Annotated in this window: 16 protein-coding genes; 2 read left to right on the top strand and 14 right to left on the bottom strand. The window is 39.0% G+C overall.

Annotated features, from left to right (window positions below):
* Positions 1–59 precede the first annotated feature (59 nt).
* Entirely contained in the window at positions 60–218 is a 159-nt protein-coding gene (locus GWC94_RS17110) for a transposase (protein WP_161834662.1), read from the top strand.
* A 140-nt stretch (positions 219–358) separates the two neighbouring features.
* Entirely contained in the window at positions 359–520 is a 162-nt protein-coding gene (locus GWC94_RS16935) for a transposase (RefSeq protein ID WP_449619050.1), read from the top strand.
* 208 nt (positions 521–728) lie between these two features.
* Here GWC94_RS16935 and GWC94_RS08755 read toward each other — a convergent pair whose 3' ends face one another.
* The 14 genes from GWC94_RS08755 to GWC94_RS08690 form a co-directional block, all read right to left on the bottom strand.
* The gene (locus tag GWC94_RS08755) at positions 729–3,917 is read right to left on the bottom strand and encodes an SIR2 family protein (RefSeq protein WP_161834661.1); all 3,189 of its coding nucleotides are present in this window, start codon (positions 3,915–3,917) and stop codon (positions 729–731) included.
* Positions 3,917–4,207, bottom strand: a complete 291-nt coding sequence (locus GWC94_RS08750) for a helix-turn-helix domain-containing protein (RefSeq protein ID WP_161834660.1) — start codon at positions 4,205–4,207, stop codon at positions 3,917–3,919. The genes GWC94_RS08755 and GWC94_RS08750 overlap by 1 nt, the downstream gene beginning before the upstream one ends.
* 251 nt (positions 4,208–4,458) lie before the next feature.
* On the bottom strand, positions 4,459–5,349 hold the full coding sequence (locus GWC94_RS08745) for a PRTRC system ThiF family protein (RefSeq protein WP_235918494.1): 891 nt from the start codon (positions 5,347–5,349) through the stop codon (positions 4,459–4,461).
* A complete protein-coding gene (locus GWC94_RS08740; RefSeq protein WP_161834659.1) occupies positions 5,262–5,978 on the bottom strand; it encodes a PRTRC system protein B in 717 nt (238 codons plus the stop codon). The genes GWC94_RS08745 and GWC94_RS08740 overlap by 88 nt, the downstream gene beginning before the upstream one ends.
* Before the next feature lie 9 nt (positions 5,979–5,987).
* Complete coding sequence (locus GWC94_RS08735) at positions 5,988–7,142, bottom strand: hypothetical protein (protein WP_161834658.1); 1,155 nt, start codon at positions 7,140–7,142, stop codon at positions 5,988–5,990.
* Positions 7,143–7,159: 17 nt separating this feature from the next.
* The gene (locus GWC94_RS08730) at positions 7,160–7,378 is read right to left on the bottom strand and encodes a PRTRC system protein C (protein ID WP_161834657.1); all 219 of its coding nucleotides are present in this window, start codon (positions 7,376–7,378) and stop codon (positions 7,160–7,162) included.
* Between the two features lie 18 nt (positions 7,379–7,396).
* Positions 7,397–8,041: a prtrc system protein e gene (locus GWC94_RS08725; protein ID WP_161834656.1), complete on the bottom strand. Its 645-nt coding sequence runs from the start codon at positions 8,039–8,041 to the stop codon at positions 7,397–7,399.
* A gap of 64 nt (positions 8,042–8,105) precedes the next feature.
* Positions 8,106–8,339 (bottom strand): hypothetical protein, encoded by a 234-nt coding sequence (locus GWC94_RS08720; protein ID WP_161834655.1) that lies wholly within the window; start codon positions 8,337–8,339, stop codon positions 8,106–8,108.
* Between the two features lie 12 nt (positions 8,340–8,351).
* Entirely contained in the window at positions 8,352–8,729 is a 378-nt protein-coding gene (locus tag GWC94_RS08715; RefSeq protein ID WP_161834654.1) for a hypothetical protein, read from the bottom strand.
* A gap of 50 nt (positions 8,730–8,779) precedes the next feature.
* Positions 8,780–9,856, bottom strand: a complete 1,077-nt coding sequence (locus GWC94_RS08710) for a DUF932 domain-containing protein (RefSeq protein WP_161834653.1) — start codon at positions 9,854–9,856, stop codon at positions 8,780–8,782.
* Between the two features lie 39 nt (positions 9,857–9,895).
* Positions 9,896–10,285: a single-stranded DNA-binding protein gene (locus GWC94_RS08705; RefSeq protein WP_161834652.1), complete on the bottom strand. Its 390-nt coding sequence runs from the start codon at positions 10,283–10,285 to the stop codon at positions 9,896–9,898.
* Positions 10,286–10,727: 442 nt separating this feature from the next.
* The gene (locus tag GWC94_RS17005; RefSeq protein ID WP_161834651.1) at positions 10,728–13,937 is read right to left on the bottom strand and encodes a sacsin N-terminal ATP-binding-like domain-containing protein; all 3,210 of its coding nucleotides are present in this window, start codon (positions 13,935–13,937) and stop codon (positions 10,728–10,730) included.
* Between the two features lie 61 nt (positions 13,938–13,998).
* A complete protein-coding gene (locus tag GWC94_RS08695) occupies positions 13,999–15,639 on the bottom strand; it encodes a hypothetical protein (RefSeq protein ID WP_161834650.1) in 1,641 nt (546 codons plus the stop codon).
* On the bottom strand, positions 15,640–17,085 hold the full coding sequence (locus tag GWC94_RS08690; protein WP_161834649.1) for a class I SAM-dependent DNA methyltransferase: 1,446 nt from the start codon (positions 17,083–17,085) through the stop codon (positions 15,640–15,642).
* Positions 17,086–17,088 lie beyond the last annotated feature (3 nt).

Raw genomic sequence — 17,088 nt, 5'->3', positions numbered from 1 at the left:
CAAAAGTAAATTTTTGTAATAAGGTGATTGTTTTTGTCGTTTTTTAGGAAACGACAATTATGGACATTACCAATGAGCAGTGGGACATGATCAGTGTATTGATCGAGAAAAACGTTCCTGATAAAAAGATAGCAGGCCGTCCGCGAGTAGATGACAGAGATATTTTGAACGGGATATTATGGATTTGCAGAACGGGGGCACCATGGAGTAATCAGTGAAGGAAATGCCAACAAGATAACGAATGGTACGACTAATGTTCTCCAGCAATATTTTATGATCACATTATCCTACTTCCCAAGGAAGTTTGGCAACTCTACAACAAAGTGAGTTTGCCAATTTTGTAATTGGCTAAAGATCGATCCAATTACATTACATCGATATCCTTAACTTCTTTAACAACAGAACCACCAATGCAGCAGCTGAATCTTTCAATGCAAAAATCAAAGCTTTTAGAGCCCAATTTAGAGGCGTAAAAGACAAACTTTTTTTCCTTTATCGAATAGCTAAACTCTATGCCTGAATATATCCCCCAAGTTTTGAGATTGATCCTCTTTTCTTCTACAGATAGACAAAAATAGACAAGAAATAAAAATACCGTTGATTTTCAACGGTATTTGATGCAAGAAGTGAACCCTGTGGTACAAAACTCGAACCATTTTTTAAGTGATTTAAGGCTACTTAGCGAACTTTACTGACTAAGAACCAATAGTATAGGAATTTTACCTACGCTACATAAAATGACGATAATCGTAGGTTTTCCCTTCAAAACGGTCGAGTAACCAAGCTATCCTTGCAATCTCATTGCATGATTGAAGGGTGGCGGGCAATTTTGCATACATATCGAATGTGTTCCAGTTTACTTTAGTAAGGCCGAGAATCTCATTAGCAATGGTGTCAATGTTGCTTGAACCATAATGTTTGATAACTTTAAGTGGAATTGGGATGCTTTTACCACCAAGAAAATAACTTCTTTTGACTTCATCTTTTACCGACGGGGCTACACCATGCGTCCAAAGTAAAGCAGAACTTCGGTCAAGCACAAAACATGAGCCACGACGGATAGGGAAATAGTTCGGAGACATTTTCTGCTGAAAAATACTTTGAAGTGTAAATCTTGCATCATCTTCGAAACTAATTTCAATGAGGTCAATCTGATTTATTCCTGACTTCCTGAGGCTTTCAACAATACCTTTTATCTCGTCTTCTTTAAAATGCGTTCTCTTGTGTACGACAACCCTTTTAGGTATTTGTCCAGAATTTGTAAAAAAAAGCTCCCTAATCATATTGCCAAATTTATACGCCTCTGAATAGGACAAAAAGGGGTTATTTTTTTTATCGAAATGGCAGTCTTCAACTTTTGTCAGCCGATATTTTAAGCCTTGCCCATAAGCATTATATATATGACTGCAGCCTAATGCTACATGGTTGTTCCTGTCCTTTTTCTTTACGCTGTACCCAATTCCGACAAATGCAGTTTCCTGATCCAGCCCATGCAATACCCAAGGAGTTCGATGACTTTTTACATAAAATGATAAAGACAACCACCAATTAACTTGACAAGTTAAAGTGTCGGCAAAAGTACTTTCCCGCAGAAACTGCGTGGCGAGTTGCTTTTGTGCTGCGTAGGCTTTGATGTAATCATGAAGATCAAATACCTCTGTCTCAGTTTCTACATGGGTGTATGGTTCATATTTATCCGGGATAAAAATTACGACTACCTGACGCCTACTAATGCCATCAAAATGGTTTAATGCGTTTTTGATCTTGTCAGCTAAATCTCTCGCTGTTGTCATTTCATCATTACCGGTAGGATCTGCAAGGTGTTTCCATAAATCGCTTTGCGAATCAGCAATGTTAAGAGGGACACCGTAAGCCGCATTAAAGCCTGGGTAATCGATTAAATAATCAGGATTGTGGCCGCCAGCCGCTTGCACACGGTTTAGGCGGTTTAAAAAGTTGAATAATGGAGTTTCAAATCCATGTGGGCATACTATTCCTAAATTTACCTCGGCGTTAAACAGGTTCCCATTCAACAAGTAATCATATGGCCCACGTTTAATAAGACCCCTCATAGGGTGAAAGTCTGTTTCCATACGATTGGTAGTCCTGTCCATGAACTGCATCAAAGGCTCAATATATTCGATTCCATGATGTAGAATTACTCGCTTGTTAAAGTCAGGAGGATAAGTAATATAATAACCACCGTGCTGTTTGGTGAGAGCAACGTGCATTGTATTGGCTGAAAGAGAGAACCGGAAGTCGGAGACTTGTTCATGCGGAAATTCCAGGATTACAGACTTGCCTTCGGGAAAAATGGTGTTCCGCCAAGTCTCTATTTGATTATAGTAACCGACGTTTGGTTTCGCTCCCAGTAAATTTTGATGGTACACTTTCCCTAAAGAGAACTTAACCTCTTTGGTGATCTTAATATCAGCGGACAGGTGAAAAGCTGGTTTTACGCTAAGGTATGCAAAGGACTTTCCCCCAAACGCGTTCTCATCAAAAAAAAGTGATAACTCGAAGCCATCGTACAAATCATAGTTTATTTTTTCACGCAACTTTTGTTTTTTGCTTTGCGGAAAATAAACGATGCTTCTGCCATCTGTAGATAGATTATAACGACTACAAATTGACTGAATAATTGCCGAAAGATAGAGTTTCCGGAATTGTGTACCGTTTCTCACTTCTTTGTACGTCACAGGCGTTCTTTGTATATCTCCTATTATGGAAGTTCCGAAAATCTGTCGAATAGTCGTTTGAGTACTAAAACAGTAAACCATACCTTTTAAGGGCGTGGCCAGAATATTGCTATTGGTAGCATGATTCTTAATAAACTCCCACAGCACCTGTTCATTTGGATGGTTTGTTTTAAACTGATACAACTCTGTTGGGAAAGTTATCGGGAATAAATTACTTTTTAGTAAGTGATGATGTGGACCTGTGGAGATGCTGAAAGGAGTATTTACCCTTGCCTCATCAGGGTTATCCCTGATTATTTTTTCCAGAGCTTCTTCGAAAGGAGGATTACCCCTGAAACAAGTCATAGCTGCATGATACATGGTTGTATCAAATCCCTCGGTGGCAATATAATATGCACTACGACCGTAAATTCTGGCATGGTCAATCAGACTTTTTACTTCGTCATTAATATATGTTCCATATCCACACCAAAAAACCATCCCTGAGCCAGGCGCTTCATAAGCAGTCCTTAATGCTGACATCAATGCTTTATCTCTGCCACTATAGCCACAGACAATCAGGTGCTTGTTTTTAAGATGGTCAGTAAGAGCATGGGCAAAAATTTGGTGTTGAGCATCTAATTCTTGCTCGGTATTCTTCAAGGGTCCATATTTAAAATCACCATGTAAAGCGATTGTGAGCACATGATCCTTACTTTCAGCCCTATGGATCTCCTGAGGATTCGCTAAGGATACTGCAAAGGGAGTAATATTGGTTAAATGCGCTGCTTTTTCTACGAGCCCATCGAAGTTTGTAGTAAATACCGACTTTACCATCTGGAACTTTGCTAAGAGACACAGGATCATATAGCCTGTGTGAGGAATCTTGTTCAGACAGATATTCTGAAAGTATTTACGTCTTATATCCTCTATTGGATATGCTTCCTGTGCATAAAAGGAGTATTCTTCGGAAGCCCCTTCCTTAGGGAAGCGCCCCTGTATATCCAACCACTTTTGGACGCTTCGTTGCACGGTTTCACTTTTATACTCGTTATATTCTTTTGGAAGATGAGGGTTTTGAGAGAGAAAAATGTTCTTTTTCCATTCCCAAATACAGTCTGCTGCGGATTGTATACCTGAACTAATTGAGGCTCCAGCACCTAATAGCAGAACATGACTGGTATCTGTGTTTTGTTTTAGCGCCCGTAAAAAAGCATCATACGGCAGTTCGTACTCCATTAAATTGATTTTTCCTTTAATTTCTTCTCAGCAATTTTTAGGCTTGCTAAACCAAAGCGTTCATTTTTAATAATATCTAATATTTGATCTGATAACCAGAGCGGCATCAATTCATCTTCCTTCACTTCCAATAATTTTGCAAGCTGCAAAACTTGGCCTCTTTTTGCACGCCTTTCGCCCCTTTCTATTTTGCTAAACATGGGAGTATCTATTTGCAACTCCGCCGCTAAATGTCTTTGAAGCAATCCCTTTTCTTCTCTTAAACTTCTGATTTTATCGCTAAAATTCATGACTTTTCAATAATTGACTTGTCAGGTTTTGGCAATATACATTATTAACTTCAAACGAACCATCAATCTCGTAATTGTTTATTCATACTGGATCAATAACTTCATTTAATGCGACAGTCTGTTGTCCGCAAGCGGATAGCAAGGTATGTGATTGTTGGAAATCCGGTTGCGGACAAGTGGCTGTACCGCTTCCCGCACAGCGGCGTTCCGCCTACGGGGAAAGGAATGCCGATGTGCCGCCTGGGAGAGCTTTAGGCGACCTTTATCGGTTGGGTAGTGAAGTTGTCAAGGTTGTGAAAGAAGCCTTTATTTTCGGTCATTCCGTGGCGGAAAAGGTTCCATAGCAGGGAGCAGCCCATTTGGGCAAGGGAGGAATTAATGTACAGGTCTTGCTTTTCCAATGCTTCAGCCAGTGAACAGCTTGGGGTATTATCTATTTCTTCAGACCGTTTCAGCAGTTCGCCATATTCATCTGTAATAAATGGCAGGCTTGCCACCGCCTGATATTTTTCAGACTTTGGTTGCCTGATACTACCGATAGTGGATAGCAGCACCTGCCCTGTGGATTGGCTATTGCCGAAGTCCATCCAGTATTTTGCTTGGTTGCGGTATGCCCTATTATTGTTTAGCCCTTTAAGTATTTCAGCTATTTCAAACCGTGCCTTCACGCTGTCAACGCAGGAGATGTAAATACCTGCCTGTGCATGTTCGGGCAGCCTGTCTAAACTATCCCGTTCAAACTTTGTGGTTTCAGCTTTCCAGTTCGTGCCAGCCCATCTGTTGGAACGGTTTATCAGGGCAACGGATTTATATAACCCTACCTCACATTCAGCAAACCGTTGTCTGCCTAAATTGGCATCTGTTACTATATCATCATCCCAAAGCCTCACCGCTATCCCTGCATGTCCTAATTCATTCAGGCTGTAATTCATTTCTACCAATGCGGTTAGCACCTTTGAACCTGTGCCTCCAGCCCCTATCAGGTTTACCTCAATGGGGTTGGTTGGGGCTATCAGGTCGTTGTCTGTAAAGTGTACTTTTATTTTATCCGTTTTCATCGTAGCATATTTTTTATTGTCCTGTCTGTTTTTTTCAATACCTCTTTTGGGAATGGCTCTCCAGTTTTCCGCAGCTTTTTCCATAGGCTCACACAGTTACCGTGTATGGGGTTATGGTTTTGCATCAGGTGGCTGAAATAGCTGTTAAAGAAGTAGGCTTCCCATGCGGCTGTAAATTCCTCTAATGATGCTGACTTCCTGATATTGACATCCACTTTACCCATACATACGTTTCCTTCTGTATAGACATTGAAAAAGGGAGCATGATAAAGTGGTGTGGTTTCGGTCGGTTTCCTGTCACTTTTCAGGGCATAGATATGCAGCTTTTCTTTGTTGGCTATCCAAAGTAATGCGGGTACGCTCGCATTGCCATTTGAAATATCTAACCCTTCAACGAAAAAGAGATTTTTACAGGTCGCCTTTGTAAACCACATCACAAAACCGTTTTCCGATGGGTCTGTGTAAAGGATATTTGCAGCGATAATGCTTTTAGGTTTCAGAAAAGCCTTGCTCCTTTCGCCCGTTGTGTCCAGTGCTTTTGATAAACGCTGTGCTTCCTTAACGGTTAGGGGATGTGCATTAATGGGGCTGCCATTTTTATCCATATCAAAATATTCTACATAGACTTCTGCATCCATTCCTTTCGCTTCATAAAATACCAAAGCCGTTTTTGGATGGTAAAGTGTGCCGATATTTTCCATTACATCTTTCATGGTAATTGTTTAATCGTTATTCAGCAGGTAACATAAATCGCCTATCAATGGGAATAACCTGTTTTCAAATTCAAGACTGCAATCGGTGATTGCTGTACCGTTAAACTTTTTTAATACGGTAGGTTCTTCTGTTGTACCACATTCATTGAACTCATTGTTTACACTTTCAGCAAGCGTTTCATAAAGCCATCCCTTTGCATCTGCTATAAAGGAGATATACTTTCTCATTGCAATTACTTCGTCCTCCTGTTCTTCATCATCCTGTACATATTTTGCGTTTTGGAAAACCGTTGTTGCAGGATAATCAGTATAAAGTGTAAACATTCCCTTCGCTACATTCAGGCACTCCTGCTCAAAATCGTTTGTAGGTATGAATGCCTTTATCCGTTCTGCAAACACATCAAGGTTTTTACGGTTGAATATTTTCTGCTCCATCTTTTCACCGCACCATTGAGCAACCTTTAATTCTTCTTTACGGCTGTCCAATTCTGCTTCATCGTCCTGCTCTATCCAGTCGGCAATCATTTCGTATTGCCAATAGATGTACGCATCCCCCTGCCTGTAATAAGATATATCAGCTACATGATACAGGTAAGCGAATACTGATAATAATAGTCGGGCTGCCTTTTTTGTCTTCGGCTCTTTAAGCATTTTATACAACGGTATCACAGGGATGTAAAACAAGGTTGCACCTGTATTATATTGTTCCTCGCTTATGAAAAAAGTCTTTCCCTTATCATCCTGTACCAAACGCAAACTGTTCCAGTTTCTAATGTTCCGTTTTAAATGGTTCTCCACTTCCCATACAGAAAGGGCGATACTATAGGGATAGCCGAACGCCCTTGTATCCATAGGCTCGAAGCCGCTGTAATGCCTGGCAACTGCACACAGGGAGCAATAAAAATCAGCTTCTATTTTCTCCACTTCGGTAGCAGGTTGTACCGTTTTTATCGCTTCCAGTTTAGGCAGGAAAGTGGTTCTTAAAAAACCATTGGCAACATCTGTTGCGGTACTGACCTGCGTTTGTCCTTGCTTATTTCGTGTGCGTCTTTTGTCCTTTGTGCCCATGCTGTGAACTCGCCCAACTGTTTGTAGAGCTTTCTTTGCCTTTGCTTTTGGGGCATTTGAATGATGCCCGATATAGTATTGTGCTGCATATTCCATTGCTTTAAATTTTAAGATTAACCTTTTGTTCCCATCACACTTTCAAAACGATACTGTACGGTATCGTCTTCAATTCGTGGTGCGGATATTTTGGCGGTGGTGAGTATGGGATAGGTATTGGCATAAAAATTCATCACCGCTTCCACGCTCCATGAAGGTTCAGGGTCTGTAAGCCTTATATCCGTTCCGTTTTCTTTGAGCAGGAAAATCCTGTCTAATTGTTTTGCTATTAACATGACTTTTCGTTTTACAGATTATTGATTTGTTTCTTCGTCTTCTTCCCAATCTTCTTCGGTTGTTTCGGCATTTTCTTCGTTGCCTTCTTCTTCCGCATTCGCTTCATCCTTTTGTGGCTGTCCTTCAGCTACTGGTATTGTACTACTACCAAACAGGTCAGGTGCAAACTTTGCGGATAAGGATGATTTTCGTTTGCGGATGGCTTCTGCCTGTTCGGGATAGTCTGATGGGTCAGGCACTTTCATCCATGCATCCCTGTATTTTCCCTCTTTCTCCAGTTCATCTACTTTCTGCATGGCTTCTTTGTATTTCTTCTCTCTGGCTTCTTTTTCCTTTCGCTCCCTGTCTGCCTTTTCCTTTTCCATAGCAGATTGTTTTTTCACTTCTTCCAACTGCTTCATAAAGCCTTCCATGTCCACCATTAAACCTGAAGCGGTCTGTATTGGTGCAGTTATCCGTTCAAAGAAACCGTTATCCAGTTCTTCGGCACTTCCTCTAAGATTAAGAGGCGGTATCAGTTTCCTTGCATCGTCACCGCATTGCTCATTGTTGAGCATAACCGATACTATCCAGTTGCTTTCTGCTCCCTTGCTTATAGTTACCTGCAGGTCGCCTGTTATATTCAATGCAGCTACGCTGCTGAAAAAGTTTGTTGTTTCCATTGTTCAATTTTTTTTGTCATTAGAATTTCTGTACAGCCCTGTATAGTTTTGTTTCAATAATGTTTTATCGAAACAGCCATCCCCACAGCCCAAACAGCATCAGGGCTAATGCTGCCCATTTCAATACCCATTCTATTGCAAGTGTGATTAATCCCACGAAATAGTTATTGAAATGCTGTAACCCACCTAAGCCCCTGCGATTGAATTGTCGCATACCAACGAACAACCTGATTGCTAAACCGACAAAAATCATAGTCGGATATGGCATAGCTTCTAATAGTTTTATCAATGCTTCCATAACCTTGTATTTTTATGGGTTAAATAATAGATCAATGGCTAATGTGAACTTAGGATTGCTGTGCTTCCTTATAGTGGTGTATAAGGTCATACAATGCACCATATACAATGCGACATAGCCATCAAAAAGTTGGTCGGCAAATAAGGGGCTTTGCGTATGCAGTCGTTTCCCATACCTGCTTATCTTATTCCTGACTTCTTCAACAAAGGATAACCATGCTTCAATGGTCAGCAAGCCGTTTTCCCATTGGCTGCGTATTAACTGTTCGTCCTCCTGAATAGTAAGACACATATTGTTAGTGTACTCCAATAAAGCGGGCATTTCCTGCGGAAATAGCTCATGCAGCAACTTTGCTTTCTCTACGTTTATTAAATTATTTAACGGTTTCATATACCTGATTTGTAAGTGGATAATAAGGACAGGCATTGCTGCCTGTCCTGTTACTTTAGTAATGCAAGCACATCTGCACCATCCTTTGCAAACTGGCTGCACAATTCAAATGCTCGCTGTGCTTTACCCTGTGCCGTGCCACCCATTACAATGGATTGCAGTTTGCTTTCATCATCCTTGTAATTGCGTACATTCTGATAGTAGCCTGTTACTGCATTGTATGCCCCGAATACGGTTCCTTTGGTTGTATTCATCTGTTGTGTATCTGCCATCATTGCATAGGCAAAGGCATCTTCCACCGTATTTTTAAACAAGGTTGACAGTTCATCGTCTGCACCTTTTTTTAGTGCGTCCAATGTTTCCTTGTTGGGACAAAGTGCCAGTTGGATAAGTTTCTTTACTTCTTCATCACAGATATGCACTTTTGACCATTGGTTAAATATTCCCTCCAGTTGAACACTTAGCTGATTAGCCAGTCCCATTACTTTATGAGCGTTTTCCAAACGCTGCTTTGCACCTGATGTATGGCGAATGCGTACCACGTTGGACATACTGCCTAATGCAGCATTGAGGGTGTTTTGACAAACGATACGCACAGGTGTAAACGCTGCGGTAATGCTTCCCGTGCCATCATGCGAAGTGGTCAGGAAGATGTATTTTTCTGTAACATCATCGCCGTTACCTACACGGATATAGTCAGGGAGTTTAGCTGTTATAAATATGCGTTCCCCGTTACCTAATGCCCCTGCGGTTTCGTACAGTATGCCATCATCGCCACCTACAATAGCATCGAAAAAGGCAAAGGCATCTGCATTCTGTATTATCTGGTAATCCTTTCCCACTACGCCAAATACAGTATTGGTATCGGTACGCATGGTTGCGAAATTGTCGGGCAGTAAGATGTTGCCACCTTCTTTTATTTCACCGTCATTGCTGATGCTTATCCCTGTGCCACGGGTGTATAAGGGTGATTTAACAACCTCGAAATCAAGCCCTGCGTATTTGATAGCTTCGGCACTGGTAGGATATTGCTCTACTATCTGTCCCAAATTGTGCCATGCTTTCTGCTGTACGCTAAAGAAACTGTATTTGCCTGTACGTTCATTATAATTAAGATTATGTGCCATGATTGTAATTTTTAAAAGTTGATAAATGAAAATGAATGATTAGAAAGGCAAATCGTCTGTGCCATTGTTAGCAGGTACTGCGGAGTTGTTTCTGTTACCACCTGTTACGGTTTCAGACCGTTTACCACCTCCATACAATTTGATTTTTGACGTATGGAAATTGAGTGCTGCATGTGGCTCACCATCTCCACCAATCCATGCTCTTGCACTCACCCTGCCATTGAGTTCTACCAATGTCCCTTTGATAAGTACCTTCGCCACGTTTGTTGAAAGCCAGTAAGCACAGTTGAAATACTCGGTGTGTTCCACCCGTTCGCCTTGTTTGTTGCGGTAGCTTTCGTTGACTGCTACAGAAAAGTTCACTACCTGTTTGTCGCTCGGCAAGGTGCTGATTTGTGCATCCTTCGTTAATCTGCCAATGATGTTCATGATTTTTAATTTTAATTGTTAAACCATTTTGTTTACTTCCTTTTTCACCCGCCTGCCCTAAAAGCATTTTTCCAAAAGAAAAAACGGAAAAAAAGAAAGCAGCGACAGAGTGTAGCCGCAGGTGCGAAGAGCTATAAGTCCCGAAGGGTGCAAGCGCAGCGCAGCATTATGCGCTCGTAGCAACGAAGGCGAAACTATCTTAGCTGCCTTTTTATCCGTTTCGATTGGAAAATGCCAAGCAGGCTGGTTGCTATTTCAGCCAATGCAGACTTGATGGTAGCTTATTCAATGAAGCATGAGGGGGATGTAAGGCGGTGAGGAACGAGCCGGTCACGATGAAAGAGTGACGGGAGCGAAGCGTACCCTGGAATGACCCGACCCGAAGGGGCATGCACAAAAAAAGCCGAAGGTTAACTCCGGCTTGAAATAAGAATATTTTCTGCTAATCATTATTAAACGCCAGGCTTGAATTAATGTAATCTATTAGCCCGTTTAGAAAAGAATCAAAGTAACTGCCCGTATTAATAAAATCTTGGTTAATAACCCCCCTATAGTCAACAAGCTTTACCGTAGAAGATTGATCACGCTCAGCGGCAAGATTGTTAGTAATTAGGGGTTGTATATTTTGCCCAATATTATTCACAACTTTTATTAACGGGATAATCTCTTCTAAAGGAAGCTCGTATCGGTTACTATTACCTTGATATTTGGTAACGTCAACAGAGATAAGCGAATATTTTTCAGAGTTTTCGGAAGCCTTTTCTAATTGCAGTTTACTCATTGATACGGAATTTCTGGAATCCCATCTTGATTTAACTTCGATATAATACAAAGGAATCTCCTCATAGTATATAATAATATCTTGACCTGCCTGAACGTCTTCTGCGTCCAAACTACGATCCTTGTCAACAAGAATTTTAGACGCTATCGCTTCATTTAATTTCTCACGTATTTTATTTTCGATGTAAGTTCCAATTTTGTGCTTGTGAGCAAAGTCTGATTTTTTCTCTTTTTCCAATCTGACGGCATTCTCCGCTTGAGACAATATCTCATCGAAATTGGGCAACTGAACTATTTTTCCTAATTTCTTTAATTGTTCTTCTTTCAGTGTGACAATTGAAAATATATCATCTTTGGTATTTTCGTTGGTAACTATCTCTAACATCAAATTAGCTTTTCTACCGTCGAGGCGAGGAAAAAGTTCCTTATAAAAAGAGGTGTTCAGCTTTGATATAATATTGAGAATGTCTTCCTTAAAAGGATGCTCATTAATATCGTGTATATCTGTTTCAAAGAAAACTTCTTCAATTGCAGTTGCCAGGCTTTTATTCGTAACCTCTTCGTTATCTATGAGTAACTCATTGAAGTTGACAGGAGCAATTGACGCTTCAATAATTTTATTGGATGTTCTATTGTATAAATCGGAAATCTTATTATCAAGGGCTATTCCTTTTTTAAGATCGGACAAATAGGTAAGCTTGTGGACTTGGTTTGGGTATATTTTTGATCCTAAGTACACGTCTTTATATCTGTCTTCATTGTAAATTGCAATATCATATAGCAAACCAATATTTCTCTCAACCCACTGTTCGGTATGCATCAATAGTGTATTGAAAAATACTTTTACGAGTCTTTTCTGAGCTTGCCTTACATCAAGGTCATCTTCTTTATTGCCTACGGGGTCGACTTGGATAAGCTCTTTATTAATATTGTAGTACTCGCTGATTAACCCCATAAGTTTTGAAGGTTTACTTTGCGAGTTGGCATTATTGTGCAATTTGCAGAAATCTAGTACCTCTAAAAATAATACTGGGTCAAGCTTAGTAAAGTTGGATTTTCCCAATGTTATATAATCGTTCTGATCAAATACTTCCGGCAGGCAAATATGGCTATCTGTAAATTCGGCGTTCAGTTTGGTATTAACACTATTCGAAAAGTCTTTCCGTGTATATGGATCAAATTTAAAGTCGAAGGAAAAATCTTTGTTAACTAATTGCGCAACGGAATCAGATATTACGCCTTTACCTATTTTTATCAATGTATTATCTAAACCCTGCGGCATCTTCAATACATTTAGGTATTGGAAGTTCTCTTCAATATTTGGCAGCAATTTAAAGTCTGTAAAAAGATTGCTATGTTTTTTTTCCAATAGGTATGTATAGTACTTTTTGAGTAAATCCTTATCAAAGTCGGCTAGAGAACATTCCTGTATTTTCTTAGCGAGGTCTTCGTTGCTGATAAAATTGGCTTCAGCATATTCCCATTTGCTTACGAAGTAACTCCAATATTTGATTGTTTGCTGAGAAGGTACATCTATGTAGAATTTGTCAAAGAGAGTATATATGCTATCAAAGTAATCATCATTTTCTAATAAAACAGGGTTAAGAAAAGTTACGTCAGTGACTTTTTTATACCCCATTTTTGTTTCGACTATCTCAAGGTTTTTGAAGTTTTCTACCCACTTTTCTTGCAAGCTAATAAAGTACTGGTTGAGCAATAAATTATCCGAATTTCTTTTAAAGTTAATGTTTGCGTATAATAGTGGGTTCTTTACAGGTAATATATTGCTATTTAAAAACTGGAACAGTAAAGTAGAAGCTTTCTCTATAAGTTCCTTATTTGCTTCTTCCTGGTCTTTGACTTGGTCTTTGTTACTGTTTATATGTATACCATCTCTCGGCTCTGTGGGCAGGAAGTGATTGCAATTAATAATGAAATTGATTCCGAAATCTTCGGTGCCAATTAACGGATAATAAAGAAATAACTTGGCAATCCGTTTTGGAAATTCAAACAAAAATAAATCCTTGTTTACTGGTAGGATTATCTCAATTTCGTTTATCGGATCGACCACTGAATAAATTACTCGATCCTCTTTGTCTTTTTTGATTGATGTCTTATACAGTTTTATTCCTACCTCATTTGGAATCTCCTTCTTACTTGACAAAGTAAACTCCGTTTCAAGACCAACCGGTGAAATGATCTTCACATATTTTAGCCTGCTATTTATAGTTAGTACAATAGGAATATATTCTTCAAGATCTCTGAAGGACTCAGCAACATACTTCTTTTCCTGATCGGTTTCTGGTAGGTATGTAAATGCCGTAATCTGTTCCGGGTTATCAACGATCTTGCCTGTTTTATCAATTATGTCAAATACCTTATCTTTTTGTATTCTGATTTGATCACTCAATTCTTCCCATTTTCTGGGACTGCGATCTATAAGGAAGTCTTTTACCTCAATAAAATGGCCTGATGAGGATTGTAAAGTAGAATTGATGATGAATTTTCTACCTAGCGAATGCGTGGTTAAAAAGCCTGTTCCGTATTTTCCTACTGGTGGTATTTCACTATTTTCATCCTTGTCACCGGATACTTGCTTGATGAGTGATATCAGCGAGTTAGAATTAAATGGCCGGCCATTATGTATAAAGGAAAATTTTTCATCTCTGTAATCTATTATAGCGCGACAGTCAGTCGTCAGGTCGCACGCGTTTTGTACAAGCTCCCAGATGGCCCGATTAGATGAAAAGTCATTGAACTTTTCAAAGTCCCGAAGCATCTTATCAGCATGTTGTTTTAAATCGGATCTTTCGGATTCTTCTTTTGCTTTTTGCACTTCGTGTGTGCGGTCAAAGATGCTATTATTATCCACTTTACTTTTGCTTTTGCGCTAACTTATGGTGTTAGATTATTTTTAAACGGCTTGAACGATGTTAATTTATTTTATGATCCATTCGTTTTACTATCCAGTCGCCAACAGGTATTTCTGATTCAAAATCTTCGAATTTGAGGACAGGCCCTGCAAAAAAGTTTTCATTTATTTCCTGAGAAACATCATTGACACTCCTGCCTTTTTGAACTGCATTTTTAACACATTCTGTAAAGGATTCCAGATCGATAATCGGGATCTTATTTGATTTTGGGATAGGAACGGGAAGAGGTTTATGGGTAATAATCAAACCGGAAATTGAAAACTCTTGAATGTTGACCTGACCAATATTAGGCAACTTGGTAAGATGCTCAATATAATTTTGCACTTGATTAAGTCCTTTTTCAAGTTCTTTCATTTTATAAACAACTTCTGAAGCTGTAACTGGTCCAATAAAATGCTTATAATCGGCAATCAATAAAAATTTGTTTGCTGAGTCAATTAGAATTAAGTCCGGGTGAATCTGGTTACCATTTATTTTTATAAGCTTTTCTATATAGCAAATACAACCTTTAATTCCATTTGCTGATTTATAGATTGAGTTAAGGTTGACCTTTTCAATTATATTAATTAGAGCATCATACTTTTTTTTCTTTCCCCCTTTATTTATGGCACCTAGAATCATCCTTGAAGGCTCCAGCAGGGCAAAAAGGTTCGGTAAGATATAATACTTCCCAGAGGCTGACCGAATAAAAGGTTGGATAGAAACACTTGTATGGAAGCTTCCCGGATTAAAAGTTAAGTCAGCAATAATTGCACACGATATGTTTACTTCAAGCCCTGTTATTTCGGAAATGAGTTTTTCGAACTGCTTTTGCTCAAATTCAAGTGGATTTGATCCAAAAGATAATTTGTCTTCTCCTGCTTTCGAATCCAATACCGTTTCAACCCATTTTATAAAGTGAAAACTTAGGAAAACAAGTGCGTAAAATTGGCGAAGTTCTTTGAGATTATAACCTTGAAAGTCTGTCGTTTCATCAAGTTCAGGAAACAATATGTCTTTCATTTTCAGATACAAGAACGGGTATGACTTTGAAGTTCGTCCTCTTTGCCACCTAATATGATTAGCTATCGGTGGTTGTCCAAAATCAATTTCTTTTACCCATTCATTAAATTCAATCTCCATTTCTTCATGTGGATAGCTTTCGAATACCGCGGCCATTCGAGCGGCATACAACAACTGGTTGCTATAAATCTTGTTGTAACTGAAACCTGTGGGATTTAGGAAAGTAATTGTTCTTGTTTCTTCATTAAGGGAAGCCTCTTTTATATTACGAGACCAGGTAACAAACTCTTGCGCAATCATGTGGTACCCGGTTCCCCACCCAAGAAAGTCTGCGGCCATCTCATGTATTTGCTGATAAGTATTTCCAGAAGCGTCTTTACTTTCCAGATTATCTTTATTAATCATCCATCTGATGCAATGCCCTATTCCATGCAGCATGTTGTTCAAATAGAAGGATAAATTGGTTTCATTGTGACCGTTGCGAACTAAATTGTCTCTGTGTCGCTCGGTATCGCCATACGTTTGTAACAAATACGGAATTACTATATCTTCAGAAAATTGACAAAATAAATAAGTCTGATGATGTTTATCCAAAACATCATACTCAAAGGCTCTTATTTTATCATAGTCACTCAACATTTATGTCAAACTTTCTTTAATAGTTCTGAAGCTTAATAGAGAGCTTTCAATATCCTCTATAATCTCATCGATTAAAGTATCAGGATTTGGTAAATTGTCAATGTCTATTACGCTATCGTCTTTAAGCCATGTTATATCAAGATTGATTTTGTCTCTAGCTTGAAGTGCTTTGTAGGAATATTTTTTCCAGCGTCCAATATCATTTTTTGAGGTCCATGTTTCTCTTCTACTAGTTATATCTTCTGCATTGTAACAATTAATAAATTCTTGTAGATCTTCCGCACGCAGGGGATTTTTCTTGGGTGTATGACGAATATTTGTACGATAGTCATAAAACCAAATCTCTTTGGTTGCGGGTTTATTAGTTTTTTGGGGTTTCTCGAAGAATAATACGTTGGCTTTGACTCCTTGAGCATAAAAGATACCCGTAGGTAACCTCAAGATTGTATGCAAATTAACTTCCTCTAAAAGTTTCATTCTAATAGTTTCTCCGGCACCACCCTCGAATAGTACATTATCTGGCAATACAATTGCTGCTCTGCCATTTTCTTTCAGCATCGAAACAATGTGCTGTAAAAAAGCTAACTGCTTGTTACTAGTGGTTACCCAGAAATCTTTCCTGAGAAAATACCCTTCTTTGCTTGCCTGCTTTTCATCTATAGTAGGAATGTCGCTGCTGCTTTTTCCAAAAGGGGGATTTGCCAATACTATATCTACTTTTTTTTGAGGTAAAACTTTTAAGCTGTCAGTTACTTCAATGTCTGGTGTGTCTTTTAAATCGCCAATTCCATGAAGAAATAAGTTCATTAAACATAACCTAGCTGTCGAACTTTCAATTTCCCAACCATGAAATGTATCGAATTTTAAAAATTGTTTTTGCTTGTTATTGAGCTTTTTGCTGGCCAAAAAATCCAAAGCCCCAAGAAAAAAACCGCCGGTGCCGCAGGATGGGTCTGATATGGTTTCGCCAATTTTAGGTTGAATGCATTTTATCATTGCGGATATCACTGGACGAGGAGTAAAATATTGCCCAGCTCCGCTATTTTCTGCATTCTTTTGCAAAAGGGATTCATAGATTTCACCTTTTATATCAGTTTCCTTTGAAGTCCAGTTTTCTTCGTCAATAAGTTTAATAAGCTTCTTAAGTTTAGCTGAATCGTGTATTTTATTTTGCGCTCCGGAAAATATTTTTTCAAGCATCCCACCTGCAGAAGATAGTTTTTTTAATATCACTTCATAAGTGCCGATTAGCTCGCCTTTTTCCTTTGCTTTTAATGTTTTCCAGTTACAATTCAAAGGCAAGTTATACTCGTTGATATTCTCATCAGCCATTTTAAGAAATAACAAATAAGTTAGTTGTTCTAAGTAGTCACCATATCCGAGGCCATCGTCCCTAAGCGTATCACAGAACGACCAAATTTTCGCAATTAATGTATTTGTTGTCATATA

Source organism: Sediminibacterium soli, from assembly GCF_009939225.1.
GTDB classification, from domain to species: domain Bacteria; phylum Bacteroidota; class Bacteroidia; order Chitinophagales; family Chitinophagaceae; genus Sediminibacterium; species Sediminibacterium soli.
Note: the sequence above shows the minus strand (reverse complement) of the source record. Positions and strands in the feature narration are given on the sequence as shown.